The organism is Mycobacterium sp. E2479 (genome assembly GCF_001667925.1).
Lineage (GTDB): Bacteria > Actinomycetota > Actinomycetes > Mycobacteriales > Mycobacteriaceae > Mycobacterium.
Genome location: NZ_LZJR01000025.1, coordinates 1 through 17,809, shown reverse-complemented (window position 1 = coordinate 17,809; position 17,809 = coordinate 1). Strand labels below are relative to the sequence as shown.

Genomic DNA, 17,809 nt, shown 5'->3' with positions numbered 1-17,809 from the left:
TCAGTTGCCCAGAGTGGTGGCGCGGCCCGCGATACCGGACGCCTCAACCGTTCCCGGCGACTGCGCCAAGACCTGTGCTTGCAGGGCGAACTGCGTCATCCGCGTCCACGCGTCACGGTCGCGCTGACTGGCCTTGCGGCCGACATGGGTGACCACGTCGACGTCGGTGGCCTGCGCGCGCAGGTAACCGGCCCGTGCTTGCTCCTTCGGGATGTGCTGGAACGGGTCGAATGAGTATGCGGCCATGGCATTTCGATGTGTGATCTTGTCGATGACCGAGTCGTCGAGGTGGCCCATGGTGGCGACGATGTCCTCCGGTGCGAAGGGCCAGTTGCTGTCGGAGTGCGGGAAGTCGGACTCCCAGCACAGCATGTCCTCGTTGAACCAATTCATGTTTCGCACACCGACTTTGTCGCTGATGAAGCAGGTGTAGAAGTGCCGCTTGAATACATCGGTGGGCCCGTCGTAGCCGGGCGGGAAGGTCGCCAGCGTCCAGCCCGAGTGCCGGTTGTAGACGTGCTCGGCCCGCCAGAGGAAGTACGGGATCCAGCCGACGTCACCCTCGGTCAGCGAGAACTTCAATTGCGGAAAGTCGGCCCAGAACTGGGCCCAAATGAGCTCGGTGAACGTGAACATGCTCATCATCGACGAGGCGGTCATCTGCACACTGGGCGGCGCATCAGTCGACACCTGCGGAGACCGCGACGCCGATCCGACATGGGTGCACAGCACCGTGTTGCTTTCGCAGACGGCCTCGAAGAGCGGGTACCAGTACTTGGTGTGAATGCTGGGCATCGCCAAGGCCTCTGGATTTTCGGAGAACGTGACGGCGTGACAGCCCTTGTCGGCGAGTCGTTTCACTTCCTTGGCGGCCTCGGCCACGTCGAACAACGGCAGGATGCCGCACGGGATGAATCGGCCCGGGTACGCGCCACACCATTCGTCGACATGCCAATCGTTGTAGGCCTTGATCATCACCAGGTTCGTCTCGCGGTCGGAGCCCTGGTTGAGTACCTGACCTGAGAACCCGGTGAAGTTCGGGAAGTTCAACCCCGCCAACTGGCCACCGGCGTTCATGTCCCGCACCCGCTCGTCCACGTTGAAGCAGCCCGGCCGCATCTCGTCATAGCGTGAGGCGTCGATGTTATACATCTCGCGCGGTTTTCCCGCGACCGCATTCAGGCCCATGTTGCGTCCGCGGATCTCGCCGTAGTACCACTGCTGGACGCCGTCGGGCTCGAGCACCACCCGGGGGGCGCGGTCCTTATATGCGGCGGGAACGTGTGCGTCGAACATGTCGGCGGGCTCGGCGATGTGATCGTCCACGCTGATCAGGATCAGATCGTCCTTGTGCATGCCGCGCTCCTCGGTCGACAGTCCGCGACTAGTAGATAATGGTACGCATCACAGTGTCAACCAGGCCCCCGCGCATCGGCGACGGCACTCGACCGTTAATACGCTGGGACACAATCGCGCAGGCCCCGCGCAGATCCATCGCCGCGCCAAAACGGATCTCTCGGGCGGCATGTATATACGGACTATTAGTCAAACTGATCGCGCCTGGTGCGAACTCTCGGCGCGATATGTCTCGATACCAATCACTATTGCGTGCCACCATGGGGCATGACCGGGCCCGGAAGGTAGCGGAAGTTGAGCATCAATAAAGCCGCGCGTCCGACCACCGCCGACGTGGCCCGATTGGCCGGGGTGTCGACCGCCACGGTCAGTTATGTGCTGAACAACGCGCAGGGCCGCCGCATCTCCCCGGGAACCCGGGACGCGGTGTACCGCGCGGCAAAGCTCTTGGGTTACCGGCCCAACCTCGCCGCCCGTAACCTGGCTCGCGGCAAAAGCGGTGTGGTGCTCTACGTGGTGCCCCATGTGGCCGTCGGCGAGATGCCGATGCAGGCCGGCAGCCGGATGACCACCGCGCTGGCCCGCGAGGGCTTTCTGCAAGTACAGATTTTCGAGACCGACGACGACCAGCACGTGGTCGATGCGATCGAGAATCTCGACCCCGTCGCAATCACCAGCCTGTTCCCGTTGAGCGCCGCCGCCCGCCAAGCGGTGACCACGGCGGGCATCCCCCATATCGAGATCGGAACATTGCCCGCGCTCAAGGATCCACATCTGTCGGTGGGCGAGATGCGTGTCGATCACCTCATCGAGCGTGGGCATCGCCGAATCGCGTTCGCCTACACCGGAATTCCCCGATGGCGGCCGCTGGGCGACTACTGGTTCGAGGGGATTTCGCGCGCGGCGCGGTTGCGCCGGCTGCCGACGCCGCGGGTCGCCGAGGTCACCCTGGACAACGCCGCCGAGGTGGTGACCGGCTGGGTGGGCGACGGGGTGACCGCCGTGTGCGCGCAAAGCGACGAAATCGCCTGCCTTGTCCTGTACGGCATTCACCAGGCCCGGCTCCGGTGCCCCGGCGACCTCGCGGTGATGGGCGTCGACGCCAGCCCGATGGGCATGGTAAGCACACCGCCATTGACTACCGTGCAATTCGATCCCTGCGCAGTCGCCGACGCCGCGCTTGCCGAAGTCTTCGAGCGGCTCGGTCACCCCGCGCAGGCGTCTCCCGAGCTGACCGACATCGCCAATCTGGTGGTGCGGTCGTCGACCTAGTTCAGTCAGCGGGCTCGTAGCGAAGCAGCGTGACCTCGTGCTCCGGGTAGTCGCAAAACACGGGCTTCACCCGCATCCCCACCTTGAGGCGGGATGGGTGGACGTTAACCATCTCGGTGGAAAACCTTGGGCCTTCGTCCCATTCGACGATGGCGAGCAACTGGGGCACGGCATCGGCGAAGTGCGGGCTGACCGGCCGGTGGGCCACCGTGTAGGAGTACAGCGTGCCCGTTCCGGAGATCTCGCGCCACTCCAGGTCGTCGGCCAGGGTCCGGGGCGCGCGCACCCGTGGGTAGAACACGTAGGCCTGCAGCGACGGCGAGTATTGGATGACGATGCGATGCTCGCTCAGTGCATCCCAAAACGGTGCGCTGGTAGGCGTTTTCACCGGCATCGGCCGTTCGAACTTCATCTGTCAGTCCCCCTGCAGAATCAGCGTGGTCTGCTCGGACAGGATGCCGCCGTTGCCGGACACGAAAGCCCGGTTACAGTCGGCGACCTGCGCGGCACCCGCGCGGCCCATGATCTGGCGAGCGGCATCGCACACGTGATGCATGCCGCCGGCCAAACCCGCTTGCCCGAAGCCCAATTGCCCGCCGGCCGTGTTGAGCGGGAAGTCACCGCGGAAGGTCATGTCGTGGTTGGCGACGAATTCCATGCCCTTGCCTTTCTCGCAGAAGCCGGCGTCTTCCAGCGATAGCAGGACGGTGATGGTATAGCAGTCATAGATGGAGACCATGTCCATCTGTTGACGGGTCAGATCGGTCATGGCGAACGCGGTGTCCGCCGCTGCGGCGATCGGGGTGTTGAGCAGATCCTCGGCATACGTCGGGGTCTTGAACGGGACGTGTTCGCCGAATCCCTTGATCCACACCGGACGATTGCGCGACCGCTTGGCGACGTCCGCGCTTGCGACGACGACGGCCGCGCCGCCGACGCAGGGCATGACGATCTCCAGCATGTGCAGCGGGTCCGCGATCACCGGGCTGGCCAGCACGTCGTCGACGCCTAGCGACTTGTACCTCCAGATCGCGCCGTCGGTATGGTTGGCATTCACCCGCTGGTCGACGACGATCTTGGCCATCGCGCGCTCGTCGTAGCCATAAACAGCGGCGTAGCGCTGCGCCACCTGACCGTATGGCCCGTTCTGGCCGAGGTTGCCGTAGGGGATCTCGAATTCCGCTTGGGGAGAGCCGTATTGGTTACTCGACGAGCCGAAATACAATGCGTCGCCATAGGCTTTGGGCTTCTTACTGGACATCGGCGTGATGTAACGCGCGGGCAGCGCGCACAGGACGGCGTCGCAGATCCCCAATTCGATGGCCGCGGCGGCGCGCCACACCATGGCGGCGGCGCTGGCACCCCCCAGATCCACATGCTCGGCGAAGCGCGCACCGACACCGAGGTATTCGGCGATCGTCGAGGGGACGAAGATCTCAGACTCGGCCAAGTGTGACGCGGCGATCCCGTTGACGACGTCGCCCGGCAGACCCGCATCATCGAGCGCGGCGGCGCCCAGTTCCGCCCATTGTTCGAGGACGAACGGCGCGGGCGCGGCGTTGTTGAGCCGCTCCGGCGGCAGCTCGACGTATCCAACGATTGCGGCTTCGCCACGTAATCCCATGCCGTGCCTTACTTTCGGGGTAGGCCGAGAATCATCTGTGCGATGATGTTCAACTGGATCTCTCTCGTTCCACCGCCGATCAACTCGGCCGGCAGATGCAAATAGGGCTCCACGACCGCAGCGTCGGGGTCGTCGACCATCGCGACTTGCCCGGTCAACTGCAGCGTCGCCTGGAAGGTGCGCCGCAGCAACACGTTCATCGCGACCTTGGCGATGCTGGACGCCGGACCGGACGCCTGGCCGTCGAGCAGTCGGATGGTTTCCCGCACCCCGAGCGCTCTGATCGCGTTGGTGTAGGCGTCGAGTTCGCCGAGCGCGCGCAACGCGTCGTCACGATCGGGTCCGGCCTCAGCGGCGAGCCGCCGCAGCGCGACCGCCCGGTCGAACTTCACGTATCCGCTGATGGCCGAACGCTCCTCGGCCATCGTGGCGATGGCGAGGCCCCAACCATCGGTCGGCCCGCCCAGCAGCATCTCGTCGGGAACAAAGACGTCGTCGAGGAAGACTTCGTTGAAGTGCGCCTGCCCGGTCGCGGTCTTGATCGGTTGGATCTGAACCCCGGGAGATCGCATGTCGAGGATGAAATACCCGATGCCGCGGTGCCTGCTGGCTTCGGGGTCGGTGCGCGCGAGAAGCGCACCCAGGTCGGCGTACTGCGCCAGCGACGTCCAAATCTTGTGGCCGTTGATCCGCCAGCCGCCATCGACCTTGGTGGCCCGGGTGGTCAGCGACGCGAGGTCGGAGCCCGCTCCCGGCTCACTGAACAGCTGGCACCACAGGATGTCGCCGCGTTGCGTCGCCGGAATCAACCGCTCCTGCAGTTCTTTTGGCGCGGCCGCCAACACCGAGGGCAGGATCCATTCGGCGATGTTCAACGATGGCCGAACCAGCCCGGGTCGCTTGGCGAACTCCTCGTCGATGATGAGCTGTTTCAACGGATCCGCATCGACACCCCACGGCGCCGGCCAGTGCGGCGCCATGAGACCGGCGTCGGCGATCAACGTGCGTTGCGGCCCGGTGGCGAGGTGCTCGTAATCGCCGTGCGGTGCGGGTTTGTCGTTGCGTAACTGCATGGCCGCATCCAGCGTCTCGGCCACCCACGAGCGGAATTCCGATTCCGCGTCGCCGAGATCGACCGACATGTCGCGCGTCTGGGTGCACGTGAGCCGCCCCAGCCGTCGCGCCCAGCGATTCGCCGGACCTATGGATCCCGCCAGGCTGATCGCCCGCCGCCAGTACAGGTGCACGTCGTGTTCCCAGGTGAAGCCGATGGCGCCGAGCATCGTCAGGGCGTCGAGCACCAGGTCCGGGATCGGCGAGATCGCGATGACAGCCGCGCCGGCGGCGGCGATTCGGTGCTGGTCGAGTGGTTCGTCCGCGGCGCGTACCGCGTCCCAGGCGGCCGCGGTGGCCAGTTCGCTGTTGACCAATAGCATTGCCGCGCTGTGCTGCAGCGCCTGGAAGGTGCCGATCACCTTGCCGAATTGCTCGCGGATGCGCAGGTGCGCGGTGACGGCCTGCACACACCACTGGACGATGCCGGCGGTCATGCTGGCGACGAACCCGGCGACCACACAGCGGGCGCGCTCCGCGTCGATGCCGCTGAGCACGTCGTCGTCGCCCGCCCGGCAGTCGCCGAGGCGAAGCGTCCCGGCGTCGGCGACGAGGTCGGTGCCGGCGATGGCTTCGACTGTGGCCGTGGGATTTTCGCGGTCGACGAGAGCCCAGATGACTTCGGAGTCCTGGGTCCGGGCTCCCACCACGATGACCCGCGCCGCGCACACCCCCGGGGTGACCTGTGACGTGCCACTGATCAGCCAGTGCCCGTCCTCGGTTCGTGCCCGCAGGCCGGCGCCGTCATCGTCGTCGGGTAACACGACCGCCGAGGTGATGCCGGACGCGAGTTCACGCAGGAATGCCCGTGCGCCCGGCGTCGGATCGGCGAGTAAAGCGACCGCGCCGGCGGCCACCGTCGCCAACAGCGGTCCCGGCAGTAGTGACTTGCCGGCCGATTCAAGGACGCATGCGGCATCGATAGGCCGTCCACCCTGGCCGCCGAGATCTTCGGGCAGATGCACCGCATGAAAGCCATTGGCGACGAATGCATCCCACCATGGGGGTATTCGTCCGGCCCCAAGGTCGTCGAAGCTGTTGCGCGTGGCGGCGATCGGAGCGTTGCGGGCTGCGAATTGCGCCACGGCGTCGCTGAGCTCCTGCTGCTCCGGGCTCAGTCCCAGGGTCACGAGGGCAGCCGAGAGATGACTGGCGCTGGCCGCACGAGCTGTCATCCTTTCGCGTCCGATGGCGGCGACCCGCCGCGCCCGGCCCTTGGGGCCGTCGCTTGCGACTGCCGCGTCACAAGACGGACCGTCTCGTCTTGCGGAAGACTACCGGCGCGAGTCAGGATATGTAAAGCGCACACGATCACCGGCTTTCGATCTGAGTTCGCGGAAGCGAGGACCACGGATGCCAACCGATCTGAGCGGCGTGAACGCGCAAGCGGGTTCGCCCAGGAGGCGCAGCGAAAAGTCCCGCACGGCGATCGTCACCGCCACCCGGGAACTGCTCCTCGAGCGCGGCTTCGACGGGCTGACCATCGAGGCCGTCGCCGCCCGCGCCGGTGTGGGCAAGCAGACCATCTACCGCTGGTGGCCAACCCGCCCCGCGCTGGTCGCCGACGTCATGCTGGAAGATGCCGACAAGCTGCTCGCATCGGTCAACCACAGCGGCGACCTCAGCACCGACCTGGTCGGGTGGGTCGGCAAACTGTTCGCAAGCCTGACGACGCCGCGGGGTTCGGCCATGCTTCGAACGCTGACCGTCGCCTGCATGGAACATGAGGACACCGCCGTCAAACTGCGCGCCGGATTCAGTGCCCCGCTGCACGGCAGCGTGCGGGCCCGGCTGCTGGCCGACGGCATCAACGAGGCCATCGCCGAATCGGCGGCGGACGCGATCGTCGGCGGCGTGGTCTACCCGATTCTGTCCGGAGCGCAACCATATTCACGACGGCGCGCCGAACGGACCACCCGGCTCATCGTCGAAGCCCTCACCGGGACCTGACGGTCACGGTTCATCCGCAGCGTATCGATGAGCTTGCCGGCGTGGCTAATTCGCGGATTTCGGTTTCGACCTCGGTGAAGCCGCATCTATGGCGATTCGACCGCGGGCCGCGCGCCGACGCCGGGCAGAAGTTGGGCCATTTCCTCGCCTCTCACCCCTCGGACGGGGGGCGCAACCGGTACACCAGGTCGGACCCGGGGCTGGCCGCCGCGGCGGTACGCGAGCCGGGGAGCGCCTACCAGGACCGGTACGGGGTGTCGACCGAACAGCTGCGCAGATTCGGCCCGCGTCGAACACCGCTGCGGCGCTTGATGTCTGCGAGCGGAGTAGGCTCGCCGACAAGGCGACGGGAGCGGCGATGGACGACGATTGCCTGAAGCTCACCACCTATTTGGCAGAGCGCAGGCGGACCGGGAACAGCTTTGTCTCCGATGTTCTGCTCGGCTTGTACGCACAGCATCGGATCGCTTGCGGTGTCCTGCTACGCGGCATCGGCGGGTTCGGCACCGGTCACCATCTGCGTACCGACGAGTCCCTGACGCTGTCCGAGGATCCCCCGGTCGCGATCATCGCGGTGGACACGAGAAGGAAGATCGAGGCCCTGCTCGACCCGGTGCTGACCATCAAGCAGCGCGGTTTGGTGACCCTGGAACGCGCTCGGCTGCTCCACGAAAACATCGGGGCGGCGACGCAGGCCCAGGATCTGAGCGGCGCCGTCAAGTTGACGATCTACGTTGGGCGCAAGCAACGCGTCAACGGCTCACCCGCCTACATCGCCCTGTGCGATTTGATGCACCGGCGCGGCCTTGCCGGCGCCACGGTGCTGCTCGGCGTCGACGGCGTCGCGCACGGAGAACGCCAGCGCGCCAGCTTTTTTGGACGCAACGCCGACGTCCCGATGATGATCGTCGTGGTCGGATCCGGTGAACGGATCGGTCGCGTGCTACCGGATATCGGCGAACTGCTGCGCAGGCCCCTGTTCACCCTCGAACGGGTTCAGGTGTGCAAGCGCGACGGCCGGTTCCTGGAGCGGCCGCACGCTCTGCCCGGCGTCGACGAGCGCGGCCTGCCGCTTTTCCAGCAAGTGACGATCTACACGTCCGAGTCGGCACACCATCGCGGTGTGCCGATCCACCGCGCGATTGTGCAGCGGCTGCGGCAGACCAAGACCGCCGACGGTGCGACTGTGCTACGCGGCGTCTGGGGTTTTCACGGCGACCACCCGCCCCACGGTGACGGACTGTTCTCGCTGACGCGCCGGGTGCCCGTCGTCACCATCGTGATCGACACGCCGGCCAACATCGCCGAATCCTTTGCCATCATCGACGAATCGACCCAACACGAGGGCCTGGTGACCAGTGAAATGGTGCCCGCTCTGGTCTCTGACGAAGGCGATCCCGGGCCGCCGCGCATGGCCCGGCACCGTTACTAGATCAGCCGGCGACGGAGGCGTCGTAGATCGACTGGATCGCCTGGTCCAGGGTGGCGTTGAACTGCTCGTCGGACTGGTCGACGGTGAGGCCCTCGGTCAGAGCCCGGCTGAAGCTGGCGATCAAACCGGTGTTCTTCGCCAACAACTCGTTGGCTTCCTCACGGGAGTAGCCACCGGAAAGGGCAACCACCCGCATCACCTTCGGGTGCTCGATGAGGGGACGGTAGAAATTGACCTCGGTGGGCAGGCTCAGCTTGAGCATGACGCGCTGGCCCTCGGGCACGGAGTCGAGCTGCTTGGTGATCTCGTCGCGCAGGATGCCCTCGGCCTCGGCCTTGTCCGAGATCGAGATGGTGACCTCGGGTTCGATGATGGGCACCAGGCCGTGCGAGAGCACCTGGTGGGCCAGCTCGAACTGCTGGGCGACGACGGCCGCGATGCCCTTGGGGTTGGCGCCGCCGATCACCGACCGCTCCTTGGTGCCGAAGACACCCAGCCCGGCGGCCCGGTCCAGCAGCTCATCGAGTCCCGGGATCGGCTTCATCAGCTGGACGTCGTCGGACGCCTCCGCCAGACCCTTGTCGATCTTGAGGAAGGGCACCACGCCCTTGGTCTCCCACAGGTAGGTGGTCGACGGCTTGCCCGCGATGTCACGATCCATCGTCTGCTCGAACAGAATCGCGGCCAGCACGCGGTCACCGGTGAACGCCGGAGACGTGATGATCCGCGAGCGCATCTGGTGGATGAGGTCGAACATCTCCTCCTCGGAGGAGTATGCGTTGTCCTCGATGCCGTAGAGGCGCAGCGCCTTGGGGGTCGAACCGCCGCTCTGGTCGAGCGCCGCGATGAATCCCTTCCCCGACGTCATCCGTTCCGCTTGCTGCTGGTTCGACATTGAACTCTCCCGGTTCCTCATGGCCCTCACGGGCACCGCGCGCCCGGCCAATGCCCGCGCACTCAAGTCTGAATCGTGCCGATCATATTCGGCCACCTCGAGCCCGGGCAGACAGGCCGTCAGACTGCGATTTCTTCCTCAGCGCCGGTCTGGCTGGCGAGCTTTGGTGCGCCAGAGCGCCATGCGGTCGAGGAGGCGGTCACGCAATACGAGCGTGTGGAAGAGTACCGCCGTCACGTGCGCGGTAAACGCGAGGAAGAGCAGCAGCGCGAAGGCGCTGTGACACTCCCGGAGCACCGCGAAAAAGTCGATGTTGCGGGGCGCGATGCGGGGTAGCGCGACGGGCCCGAGCAGCGTGAGCGGGAATCGCGAAGCAGAAATCATGGCCCACCCCGTCACCGGCTGCACCAGCAACAGGCCGTAGAGCAGGTATTCCGACCACGTCGCGATGCGGCGTTCGGCCGGGCTCATGGTGGCCAGGAAAGCCGGTGGCCGGTGCCTGAGCCGGTTCGCCAGCCGGACCAGCGCGAACACGAGAATCAGCAGCCCCAGCGGCCGATGGATCGCCAGCAGGAGCGGGTAGTAAGTCAGCGCGGCGATCATGGTCACGCCGATGAGCAATTGCGCGATGACCATCGGCGCCATCAGCCAGTGCAGAATGCGCGACGGCAGGGTGAATCCGGCCGGGGCGGTCGCAAGCGTCATCGGAGGACCGCCTCGACGTCGACCGCGCTGGCTGTTTTGGGCTCCTCGGCGCGGCGCGTGAACGAGCGGGCATAAACGGCGGATCGCGCAGCGAGCAGCGGGTCGTCGGAGGCGGCTATGCCGTCTGGTAGCACCAGCGGGTCGAAGTTGACGTCGCGGGCGTTTCCGGCGTCTTCCGTCTGGACCGCAGAGATGGTGATGGTGCCGGCATCGATGGTGCGCCGCTCCGCGGGCCAGGGTTTGGTGGCGTCATTGGTCGCGTCGCCCGGCTCGCCGATGGTGAGGACCAGCCGCCAGTTCAACGGCGTGTGTGCCAGCGCATGGATGAGGGCGTCGAACAGGTAATCCTTGGCCGGCGGCCCGGATGGCGGGACCGCCACGTCAACGCCTTGCTGGGGAATCGCCGACCAGCGCACCGGCACCGTCGCGCCGGCGGCGTTGGTGACGTGGAAGGCGTTCAACGCGTGAAACGCGCTGTCGGCGAACCCCGTGCTCGGCGGTGCCTGCTTGATCAAGCGCATGGCCGCCGCGGTCTCCGGATGACGCCGCAGGAAGGCGGCCATCTGTTGCGGGTCGGGCTTGCCCGTGTCCGGGACCGTTTTGGATGCGAGCAACCGGTCGTAGAAACCCTGAGGCGTGCTGTCCGGAAAGACTGGGATGTTGACCATCGCGGTGCGCCACTGCTGGCCCATGGGCCCGTCGAACAGCAAGCCCAGCCCGCGGACGGTGTCGAGCTTGTCGGCCTGGTCGGGCAGCCCACCGGACAGCGAGAACCGGCCGATCACGGGAACGCTGCCGCGCCCGAAGACCGCGGCCCGGCAGACCGCCGCCGCCGCCCCGTTGCTGACGAACGTCCCGGTGGCGCTCAGCCCCTTGGCATGGTTTCGCCGGAATCCGTCATGGCGGCCGTAGACGTGTTCGAAACGATCCGCGAACCGGGGCGGCGTCAGAGCGCCGGGGCGCAACCAGCCGCCGGCGTACCCGAAGCCGCCCACGTCGGCCGCGGCGACTCCGGCTACCGCGCCCATGCCCAGTAGCGCACGCCGGCGATTCAGCGCACCGAATTGCGACCCGGTCGGCGCGGTCCCAGGGGGGCCGCCGGGCGGCTCGCCCGCGTATTGCCCGCTGGCGCGATCACCGGGCCCCACAGCCCACCGCCCTTACCGTTTGCGCAGGCCAGGCCACACAACGAGGAGACGAAGCCGGTGACAGCAGTTCACGCACGGGCCAGCGGCCCGTGCAACTTTTGCGTGACCCGTCGCGCACATCCGGACTACGTCGGGGCGCCCGAAATGGTTCAGCGTTTTGAGCGTGGTACACCGCGTGGCCTACCATTAACTAAACACTTGTAACCGTTCTCCATTTAGTAGCGCAGATCGACGGGGTGCGTCTCCTCGGTAGGCAAGCGTGTTCCCGAGGGGTTGAATCCACAGCCCCCGGATATGGCAGTGGCGGTTAAAGCTAGCGGTGTCCCGCACGGGACCGAATGTGAGTGATAGAGCATGGGTGAACAATCCGGCGATTTTGTCGATCCAACCGCTTTTGAAGTGGGCAAACACCAGGTAGATCAGGCGGTTGTGCTCACCGTCTCGGGCGAAGTCGACATGCTCAGCTCGCCGCTGCTGGCCGATGCGATTCAGACCGCGGTGGCCACCAAGCCCGCAGCACTGATCGTCGATCTGTCCAAGGTCGGTTTTCTGGCCTCGGCGGGGATGACCGTCCTGGTGACCGCGCAGGCGGAGATCGAGCCGCCAACCAAGTTCGCGGTGGTCGCCAACGGCTCGGCCACCAGCCGGCCGATCAAACTGATGGGAATCGACAGCGTCCTCTCGCTCTACAGCAGCCTTGACGCTGCGCTGAGCGGTATCGCTGGTGAGTGAGCCTCGACGCAGTGACGACGCAACTGGGGACGATGGGCCGCTCCGGCCAGCCGCAGAACGTGTCCAATGTCGATGACCGATCGCGCTTCGTCCGGACGCGAGTAGCCTCCGACGCGCGCAGCGCCGCCCGGACCCGCGCCGAGTTCGCGGTGTGGCTGGAACGTTATTTCTCGCTCGACGACGACCGCTTCAGTGATCTGCTGCTGGCGGTGAACGAGGCGATCGCCAATGCCGCGGAGTTCGCCTACGTCGACGCCGCAAAGCGCGGGACGGTCGCCGTCCGGGCAGCCTACGACGGCGATTCGGACACCCTGTCGGTCTCGGTCGACGACCGCGGTCGGTGGCGACAGAAAAAGCCGCGGCTATATCAACAGCAGATGCGCGGCCGCGGCATCCCGCTGATGGAAGCGCTCGCCGACGACGTCATCATCGACCGCACCCAGCAGGGCACCCGTGTCACGTTGACGTGGACCGGCCTGGCGCGTCCCACCTGTAAGGCTTGATCAGCACTGCCCCGCCGGTGCCCGCCGGAAGATTCGTCGATGCCCAGTTGGCCTTGTGCTGCAATGGGATTCATCGCTGAAACGGGCAAGGCGCACTCTGCTCGCGTCCGACACCCAAGCCGCACATCGCGGCCCGTACCATCGCCGGCATGCAACCGAGCCGCCGGTGTGAAGCGCGCGGCGCCGCGGCCGGCCCGCAAGTCAGGATGGATGGCCATGAAGACTTCGCTGGCGCAAGCCTTTTCTATCCTGGGTCTGGCCGCCCACCTCGGCCGCGGTGCGGGCCGGGTGGCCACCGACGCGGTAGTGGGTCCTCGATTCGGTCTGCCGCGGACGATCGAAGGCATCGACCCCGCGGTCCTGTCCCGGGTGATGGGAACTAGGGTTCGGTCGGTCCGCGTCCTGAGCTGGGACGCGGGGACCTCCTCGCGGGGCCGGCTGGTGCTGACCGGCAAGAACGTGCCCGATTCGGTGTTCGTCAAGGTCGCGGCGCAGAGCGCGGCCACCCGGCTGATCGGCGAACTCGGACGTCTGGGACACACCGAGGTGCGGTTCTACCGCGACCTCGCGCCGCAGGTCGTCGGCGTCCCCTACTGCCACGGCGCGGCGTTCGACGCCTGGACCGGCCGCTATCTGCTGGTCCTGGAGGACCTGCCGGCCGAGTCGTGTGAGTTCCCGGACACCTTGCATCCGTTGTCGGCCGATCAGGCCAGCCTGGTCATCGAACTGCTGGCCGACCTGCACGCCACCTTTTGGGGCCGGCTGCCGCGCGACGGGCGCGGCCCGATGGGCTGGCTGTACACGCCGTCCGGCGATGCCACTTCGTTGTTGACCGGTTCGCTCATGCACTCCTCGATCAAGCGTCTCGCCGAGCGCACCAGTATTCCGGTCGCCGACGGCGGCTTCATCGCCGACAACTACCGGGCCGTCGCCGCACTCATCGACACTCCGCCGCACACCGTCATGCACGGTGATGCCCACCCGGGAAACATCTACTTCCAGGGCGGCAAGGCCGGGCTGCTGGACTGGCAGGCGGTGCGCCGGGGACACCCGTCGCGCGAATTGGCCTATACCCTGATCACCAGCCTGACGCCGGAGGATCGGCGGACCAACCAGCGCGAACTTCTCGACGCCTACCGGCGGGCACTGATCGCGGCCGGCGGCCCCGAGTTGGACCGCGACGACCTGTGGCTGCGGTTTCGCCAGGGCGCGCTGTACGCGTACGTCGCCCCCTTGATCACCGCGGGCATGGGCGGAATGCAGGCGGAGAACATCGCGATGGAAGGCGTGCGACGCGGAGTCGCTGCGCTCGACGATCTGGAGACCGTCGCCGCCCTGAAGCGCTCGCTGTAGGACCGAACCAATTCGGCTGAGGCTATTGCCATCGTCGCGCCAAGAGTTACGCTACGTACCGTATCGAAATGCTGCGCGTCTCAGTGCTCAGCCCTCCGGAGACAGCCCACGGCGGCGAAGAGGAGTCTCATGTTCGACCTGAAGATCATCGGTGGAACGGTCGTCGACGGCACGGGCGCGGAACGCTATCAGGCCGACATCGGCATCAAGGACGGCAAGATCGCCGACATCCTCCGCCGCTCCGCCGACGGCCCCGCGATGAGCGGGGAGGCGGCCGAAACCATCGATGCGACAGGCCATGTGGTGGCCCCCGGCTTCGTCGACATCCATACCCACTACGACGGCCAGGTGAGCTGGGACAGCCTGCTCGAGCCGTCCAGCGGCCACGGTGTGACCACGATCGTGACCGGCAACTGCGGCGTCGGCTTCGCCCCCGTGCGGCCCGGCAGCGAACAGTGGCTGATCGAGTTGATGGAGGGCGTTGAGGACATCCCCGGCACCGCGCTGACCGAGGGCATCACCTGGGGCTGGGAAACGTACCCCGAGTACCTCGATGCGATCGGGAAGCACAACTACGCCGTCGACGTGGGCAGCCAGGTCGCGCACGGCGCGATCCGCGCCTACGCCATGGGCGAGCGCGGCGCCCGCAACGAACCGGCCACCCCCGACGACATCGAGGCGATGGGCCGGCTGGTTCGCGAGGCGATCGAGGCCGGGGCGCTCGGGTTTTCCACCTCGCGCACGATGGGCCACCGCGCTATGGACGGCGAACCGGTTCCCGGCACGTTCGCCGCCGAGGAGGAACTGTTCGGCCTCGGCCGCGCCATGGCCGCCGGCGGTCAGGCGGTGTTCGAGCTGGCCCCCCAAGGGGCGGCGGGCGAGGACATCATCGGGCCAAAGAAAGAACTGGCCTGGATGCGTCGGCTCAGTGGCGAGATCGACCGCCCGGTGTCCTTCGCGCTCATCCAGGTGGATGCCGATCCGAAATTGTGGCGCGAGATGCTGGACCTTTCGGCGGACGCGCACGCCGCGGGCGCCCGACTGTACCCGCAGATCGCGGCTCGTCCGTTCGGCATGATGATCGGCTTCCAGGGGCATCACGGTTTCAGTCATCGGCCCACCTATCGCCGGCTGAAGGCCGAGTCCAGCCGCGACGAGCTCGCGCACCGGTTGGCCGACCCCGCCGTGAAGGCGGCGATCCTCTCCGAGGACGACCTGCCGCCCGACCCCACGCTGTTGTTCGATGGGATGTTCGCACTGGTGCAGCACTCGCTGGGAAGGCTGTACGCGCTCGGCAATCCGCCGGACTACGAGCCCACGCCGGACCGCACCGTCGCGGCCATCGCCAAGGCTCGCGGCGAGGATCCGTTGTCCACGCTGTACGACCTCATGCTGGAGTCCAATGCGACGTCCATGCTGATGCTGCCGCTGTTCAACTACGCCGACGGCAATCACGACGCGATCCGCGAGATGATGTTGCACCCCGCCGGCGTGCTCGGACTGTCCGACGGCGGCGCCCACTGCGGGATGATCTGCGACGCCTCGTATCCGACGTTCCTGCTCACCCACTGGGCGCGGGACCGGCACCGGGGCGAGAAACTGTCGCTGGAGTATGTGATCCGCAAGCAATCTCGCGACACCGCTCACCTGTTCGGCCTGACCGACCGCGGCACCATCGAGCCGGGCAAGAAGGCCGACCTCAACGTCATCGACATGGATGCTCTGACCCTGCACCCGGCGGTGATGGCATTCGACCTGCCCGCGGGTGGCAACCGAATCCTGCAGGGCGCCAGCGGCTATGCGGCGACCATCGTCAGCGGAACGGTGACGCGGCGCAACGACGTCGACACCGGCGCCCGGCCCGGGCAACTGGTCCGCGGAGCGCGTTAAGAACTCCTCGATGGCCACGAAGGCCGGCAATCCGGCGCGAACCCGAGACGAGGATGCCATCGGCACCCCGCCGGAAGGCCCGACGCTGGTGCCCGCCGAGCGCTACTACTCCCCCGCATTCGCCGCGCTCGAGGCGCAACGGATGTGGCCGCGGGTCTGGCAACTGGCTTGCATGGTGGACCACGTCGCCGCGGCCGGCGACTACTTCGAGTACCGGTGCGGCCCGTATGGGGTGCTGATCGTTCGTGACGACAACGGGACGCTGCGCGCGTTCCAGAACGTCTGCCGGCATCGCGGCAATTCGCTGTGCACCGGATCCGGTTCGGCTCTGCGCGAACTCAAATGCGGCTATCACGGTTGGACCTGGGACCTGGGCGGCGCTCTCAAACGGGTGCCCGACCGCAAGGGCTTCGGCGCGTTGCGGATGTCCGATTTTCCATTGATATCGGCCCGCGTCGAGACCTGGGCCGGGCTCGTCTTCGTCAACCTCGACCCGGGCGCGGTCTCGTTGTCCGAATACCTGGAGGCGGTGCCCGACGACATCGCCTGGTGCCACCTGGAGGATTTCCGCTGCTACGCCACGCTGACCGTCGAGGTCGACGCCAATTGGAAAACCATCGCCGACGGGTACAGCGAGACGTACCATATCCAGACCCTGCATCCCGAACTGCTGCGCTGTGTCGACGATATTCATGCGCCGCAACAGATTTGGGGCCACACCGGGAAATCCGATCAGCCGTACGGTGTGCAAAGCCCACGCTTTGACGGCGCGCTGAGCGACGAAGAGGTCTGGAATGCTTACGTTGAGACCCAGGGCGCGCTGATGGGCGTCGCCGAAGGCACGCCGTTCCAGGCGCGGGAGTCCGGCCAGACCGTTCAGGACCTAATCGCCACGCGCACAAGGGCATTCGCGGCCGAGCGCGGCGTCGATCTCGCCTGGGCCGATACCGATCGCATCACCCGGCTGCACCAGTACAACGTGTTCCCGAACATGACGTTTCTGACCAACGCCGACCACCTGACGATCATGTGCTCGCGGCCCGGACCGGATCCCGATCACGGCGAGATGGTCATGTTTCTGATGATGCGGATGCCACCCGGTGCGCCGCACAACAAGCCGACGGATATGCGAACGACCGCCGGGGAGGCCGAACCGGGCCTGGTGCTTACCCAGGACATCCAGCTGCTCGCAGGCTTGCAGCGCGGGCTGCACCAACCAGGTTTCACCCACCTGGTGCTCTCCGGCGAGGAGCGGCGCGTGATCAACATGCACCGCAACCTGGAGCGCTACCTCGACCTGCCCGAGTCCGAGCGCATGACCGGCGGCGGGTGTTGCTGAGGGTCTCGGGGTAGCGGGTCGCCGGCCGCGATGTCCACGACGCGGTCGCCAGCCGGATAGCGCGAACGAACCCTCTTATGCCCCCGCGTGTTTGAGCTTCAAGGCATTGCCGGCAGCGGCCGGTCTTGGTAACGACATCAGTTGTTGGTCGGCGGTGGTTGGGGTTGGAAGGGTGTGTACCACCACCAGTCGGCGCGCTCGCCGGTGGGCCCCGGGCAGGGCGCCACCGCCGGCAGGGGTTTGGTTGGTGGGCGCGCCAGTGACCCCGGGCTCAGTGGTCGGCCGACGTCGTCGCTGACGAGGAGTGCGCCGACGGGTCCGGTAATCGTGATGACACCACGATGATGCAATCGGTGATGATATGGGCAGAGCAGCACCAGGTTGGCCAATTCCGTTGGGCCGCCGTCTTCCCAATGCTCGAGGTGATGGGCGTGCAGACCGCGGGTGGCGCCACAGCCGGGCACCACACAGCTGCGGTCGCGATACTCGAGTGCGCG

At 66.6% G+C, this 17,809-nt stretch carries 16 protein-coding genes; 8 read left to right on the top strand and 8 right to left on the bottom strand.

Going from position 1 to position 17,809, the window contains the following annotated elements; genetic code table 11:
- Window positions 1-1,356 carry an amidohydrolase family protein gene (locus A5686_RS02965; protein ID WP_067930826.1) on the bottom strand — a complete coding sequence of 452 codons (1,356 nt, stop codon included), beginning with the start codon at window positions 1,354-1,356 and terminating at the stop codon, window positions 1-3.
- A 294-nt stretch (window positions 1,357-1,650) separates the two neighbouring features.
- On the opposite strand from A5686_RS02965, the gene A5686_RS02960 reads away from it, so the two are divergent.
- Entirely contained in the window at window positions 1,651-2,628 is a 978-nt protein-coding gene (locus tag A5686_RS02960; RefSeq protein ID WP_067930823.1) for a LacI family DNA-binding transcriptional regulator, read from the top strand.
- Window position 2,629: 1 nt separating this feature from the next.
- Here A5686_RS02960 and A5686_RS02955 read toward each other — a convergent pair whose 3' ends face one another.
- Genes A5686_RS02955 through A5686_RS02945 form a run of 3 tightly spaced genes read right to left on the bottom strand, consistent with a single transcriptional unit; the run spans window position 2,630 to window position 6,495 of the window.
- A complete protein-coding gene (locus A5686_RS02955) occupies window positions 2,630-3,040 on the bottom strand; it encodes a Zn-ribbon domain-containing OB-fold protein (RefSeq protein WP_067930820.1) in 411 nt (136 codons plus the stop codon).
- Between the two features lie 3 nt (window positions 3,041-3,043).
- A complete protein-coding gene (locus A5686_RS02950; protein WP_067930815.1) occupies window positions 3,044-4,252 on the bottom strand; it encodes a thiolase family protein in 1,209 nt (402 codons plus the stop codon).
- An 8-nt stretch (window positions 4,253-4,260) separates the two neighbouring features.
- Window positions 4,261-6,495 carry an acyl-CoA dehydrogenase gene (locus tag A5686_RS02945; RefSeq protein WP_067930812.1) on the bottom strand — a complete coding sequence of 745 codons (2,235 nt, stop codon included), beginning with the start codon at window positions 6,493-6,495 and terminating at the stop codon, window positions 4,261-4,263.
- Window positions 6,496-6,718: 223 nt separating this feature from the next.
- Here A5686_RS02945 and A5686_RS02940 point away from each other — a divergent pair, with 223 nt between their 5' ends.
- On the top strand, window positions 6,719-7,315 hold the full coding sequence (locus tag A5686_RS02940) for a TetR/AcrR family transcriptional regulator (protein WP_067930809.1): 597 nt from the start codon (window positions 6,719-6,721) through the stop codon (window positions 7,313-7,315).
- Window positions 7,316-7,673: 358 nt separating this feature from the next.
- Window positions 7,674-8,747 carry a DUF190 domain-containing protein gene (locus A5686_RS02935; RefSeq protein WP_067930806.1) on the top strand — a complete coding sequence of 358 codons (1,074 nt, stop codon included), beginning with the start codon at window positions 7,674-7,676 and terminating at the stop codon, window positions 8,745-8,747.
- Window position 8,748: 1 nt separating this feature from the next.
- On the opposite strand, the gene A5686_RS02930 is transcribed toward A5686_RS02935, so the two are convergent.
- From A5686_RS02930 to A5686_RS02920, 3 genes are all read right to left on the bottom strand, one after another.
- On the bottom strand, window positions 8,749-9,642 hold the full coding sequence (locus A5686_RS02930; protein WP_067930889.1) for a fructose bisphosphate aldolase: 894 nt from the start codon (window positions 9,640-9,642) through the stop codon (window positions 8,749-8,751).
- Between the two features lie 138 nt (window positions 9,643-9,780).
- Window positions 9,781-10,347 carry a cytochrome b gene (locus A5686_RS02925; RefSeq protein WP_067930802.1) on the bottom strand — a complete coding sequence of 189 codons (567 nt, stop codon included), beginning with the start codon at window positions 10,345-10,347 and terminating at the stop codon, window positions 9,781-9,783.
- Window positions 10,344-11,495, bottom strand: coding sequence for a catalase family peroxidase (locus tag A5686_RS02920; RefSeq protein WP_369829666.1), 1,152 nt, complete (start codon window positions 11,493-11,495; stop codon window positions 10,344-10,346). Before A5686_RS02920 ends, A5686_RS02925 begins: the two co-directional genes overlap by 4 nt.
- Window positions 11,496-11,849: 354 nt before the next feature.
- Between A5686_RS02920 and A5686_RS02915 the strand changes: the two genes are divergently transcribed.
- The 5 genes from A5686_RS02915 to A5686_RS02895 all read left to right on the top strand — a co-directional run bounded on the left by A5686_RS02915 (window position 11,850) and on the right by A5686_RS02895 (window position 17,312).
- Complete coding sequence (locus A5686_RS02915) at window positions 11,850-12,227, top strand: STAS domain-containing protein (protein ID WP_067930796.1); 378 nt, start codon at window positions 11,850-11,852, stop codon at window positions 12,225-12,227.
- A gap of 59 nt (window positions 12,228-12,286) precedes the next feature.
- Window positions 12,287-12,730, top strand: coding sequence for an ATP-binding protein (locus A5686_RS02910; protein ID WP_082947447.1), 444 nt, complete (start codon window positions 12,287-12,289; stop codon window positions 12,728-12,730).
- A 216-nt stretch (window positions 12,731-12,946) separates the two neighbouring features.
- Window positions 12,947-14,083, top strand: a complete 1,137-nt coding sequence (locus A5686_RS02905) for a phosphotransferase (protein WP_369829665.1) — start codon at window positions 12,947-12,949, stop codon at window positions 14,081-14,083.
- A gap of 129 nt (window positions 14,084-14,212) precedes the next feature.
- Entirely contained in the window at window positions 14,213-15,973 is a 1,761-nt protein-coding gene (locus A5686_RS02900) for an amidohydrolase family protein (protein ID WP_067930792.1), read from the top strand.
- Between the two features lie 10 nt (window positions 15,974-15,983).
- Entirely contained in the window at window positions 15,984-17,312 is a 1,329-nt protein-coding gene (locus A5686_RS02895; RefSeq protein ID WP_067930791.1) for an SRPBCC family protein, read from the top strand.
- 137 nt (window positions 17,313-17,449) lie between these two features.
- Here the strand turns inward: A5686_RS02895 and A5686_RS02890 are convergent.
- Window positions 17,450-17,809 (bottom strand): HNH endonuclease signature motif containing protein (locus A5686_RS02890; protein ID WP_197520460.1); only part of this gene is annotated, 360 nt, incomplete at its 5' end.

Excerpts from the sequence above, each read along its gene's own strand:
- A5686_RS02965 (WP_067930826.1), bottom strand. The coding sequence starts at position 1,356 with ATGCACAAGGACGATCTGATCCTGATCAGCGTGGACGATCACATCGCC.
- A5686_RS02955 (WP_067930820.1), bottom strand. The coding sequence starts at position 3,040 with ATGAAGTTCGAACGGCCGATGCCGGTGAAAACGCCTACCAGCGCACCG.
- A5686_RS02950 (WP_067930815.1), bottom strand. The coding sequence starts at position 4,252 with ATGGGATTACGTGGCGAAGCCGCAATCGTTGGATACGTCGAGCTGCCG.
- A5686_RS02940 (WP_067930809.1), top strand. The coding sequence starts at position 6,719 with ATGCCAACCGATCTGAGCGGCGTGAACGCGCAAGCGGGTTCGCCCAGG.
- A5686_RS02935 (WP_067930806.1), top strand. The coding sequence starts at position 7,674 with ATGGACGACGATTGCCTGAAGCTCACCACCTATTTGGCAGAGCGCAGG.
- A5686_RS02930 (WP_067930889.1), bottom strand. The coding sequence starts at position 9,642 with ATGTCGAACCAGCAGCAAGCGGAACGGATGACGTCGGGGAAGGGATTC.
- A5686_RS02925 (WP_067930802.1), bottom strand. The coding sequence starts at position 10,347 with ATGACGCTTGCGACCGCCCCGGCCGGATTCACCCTGCCGTCGCGCATT.
- A5686_RS02915 (WP_067930796.1), top strand. The coding sequence starts at position 11,850 with ATGGGTGAACAATCCGGCGATTTTGTCGATCCAACCGCTTTTGAAGTG.
- A5686_RS02905 (WP_369829665.1), top strand. The coding sequence starts at position 12,947 with ATGAAGACTTCGCTGGCGCAAGCCTTTTCTATCCTGGGTCTGGCCGCC.
- A5686_RS02900 (WP_067930792.1), top strand. The coding sequence starts at position 14,213 with ATGTTCGACCTGAAGATCATCGGTGGAACGGTCGTCGACGGCACGGGC.
- A5686_RS02895 (WP_067930791.1), top strand. The coding sequence starts at position 15,984 with ATGGCCACGAAGGCCGGCAATCCGGCGCGAACCCGAGACGAGGATGCC.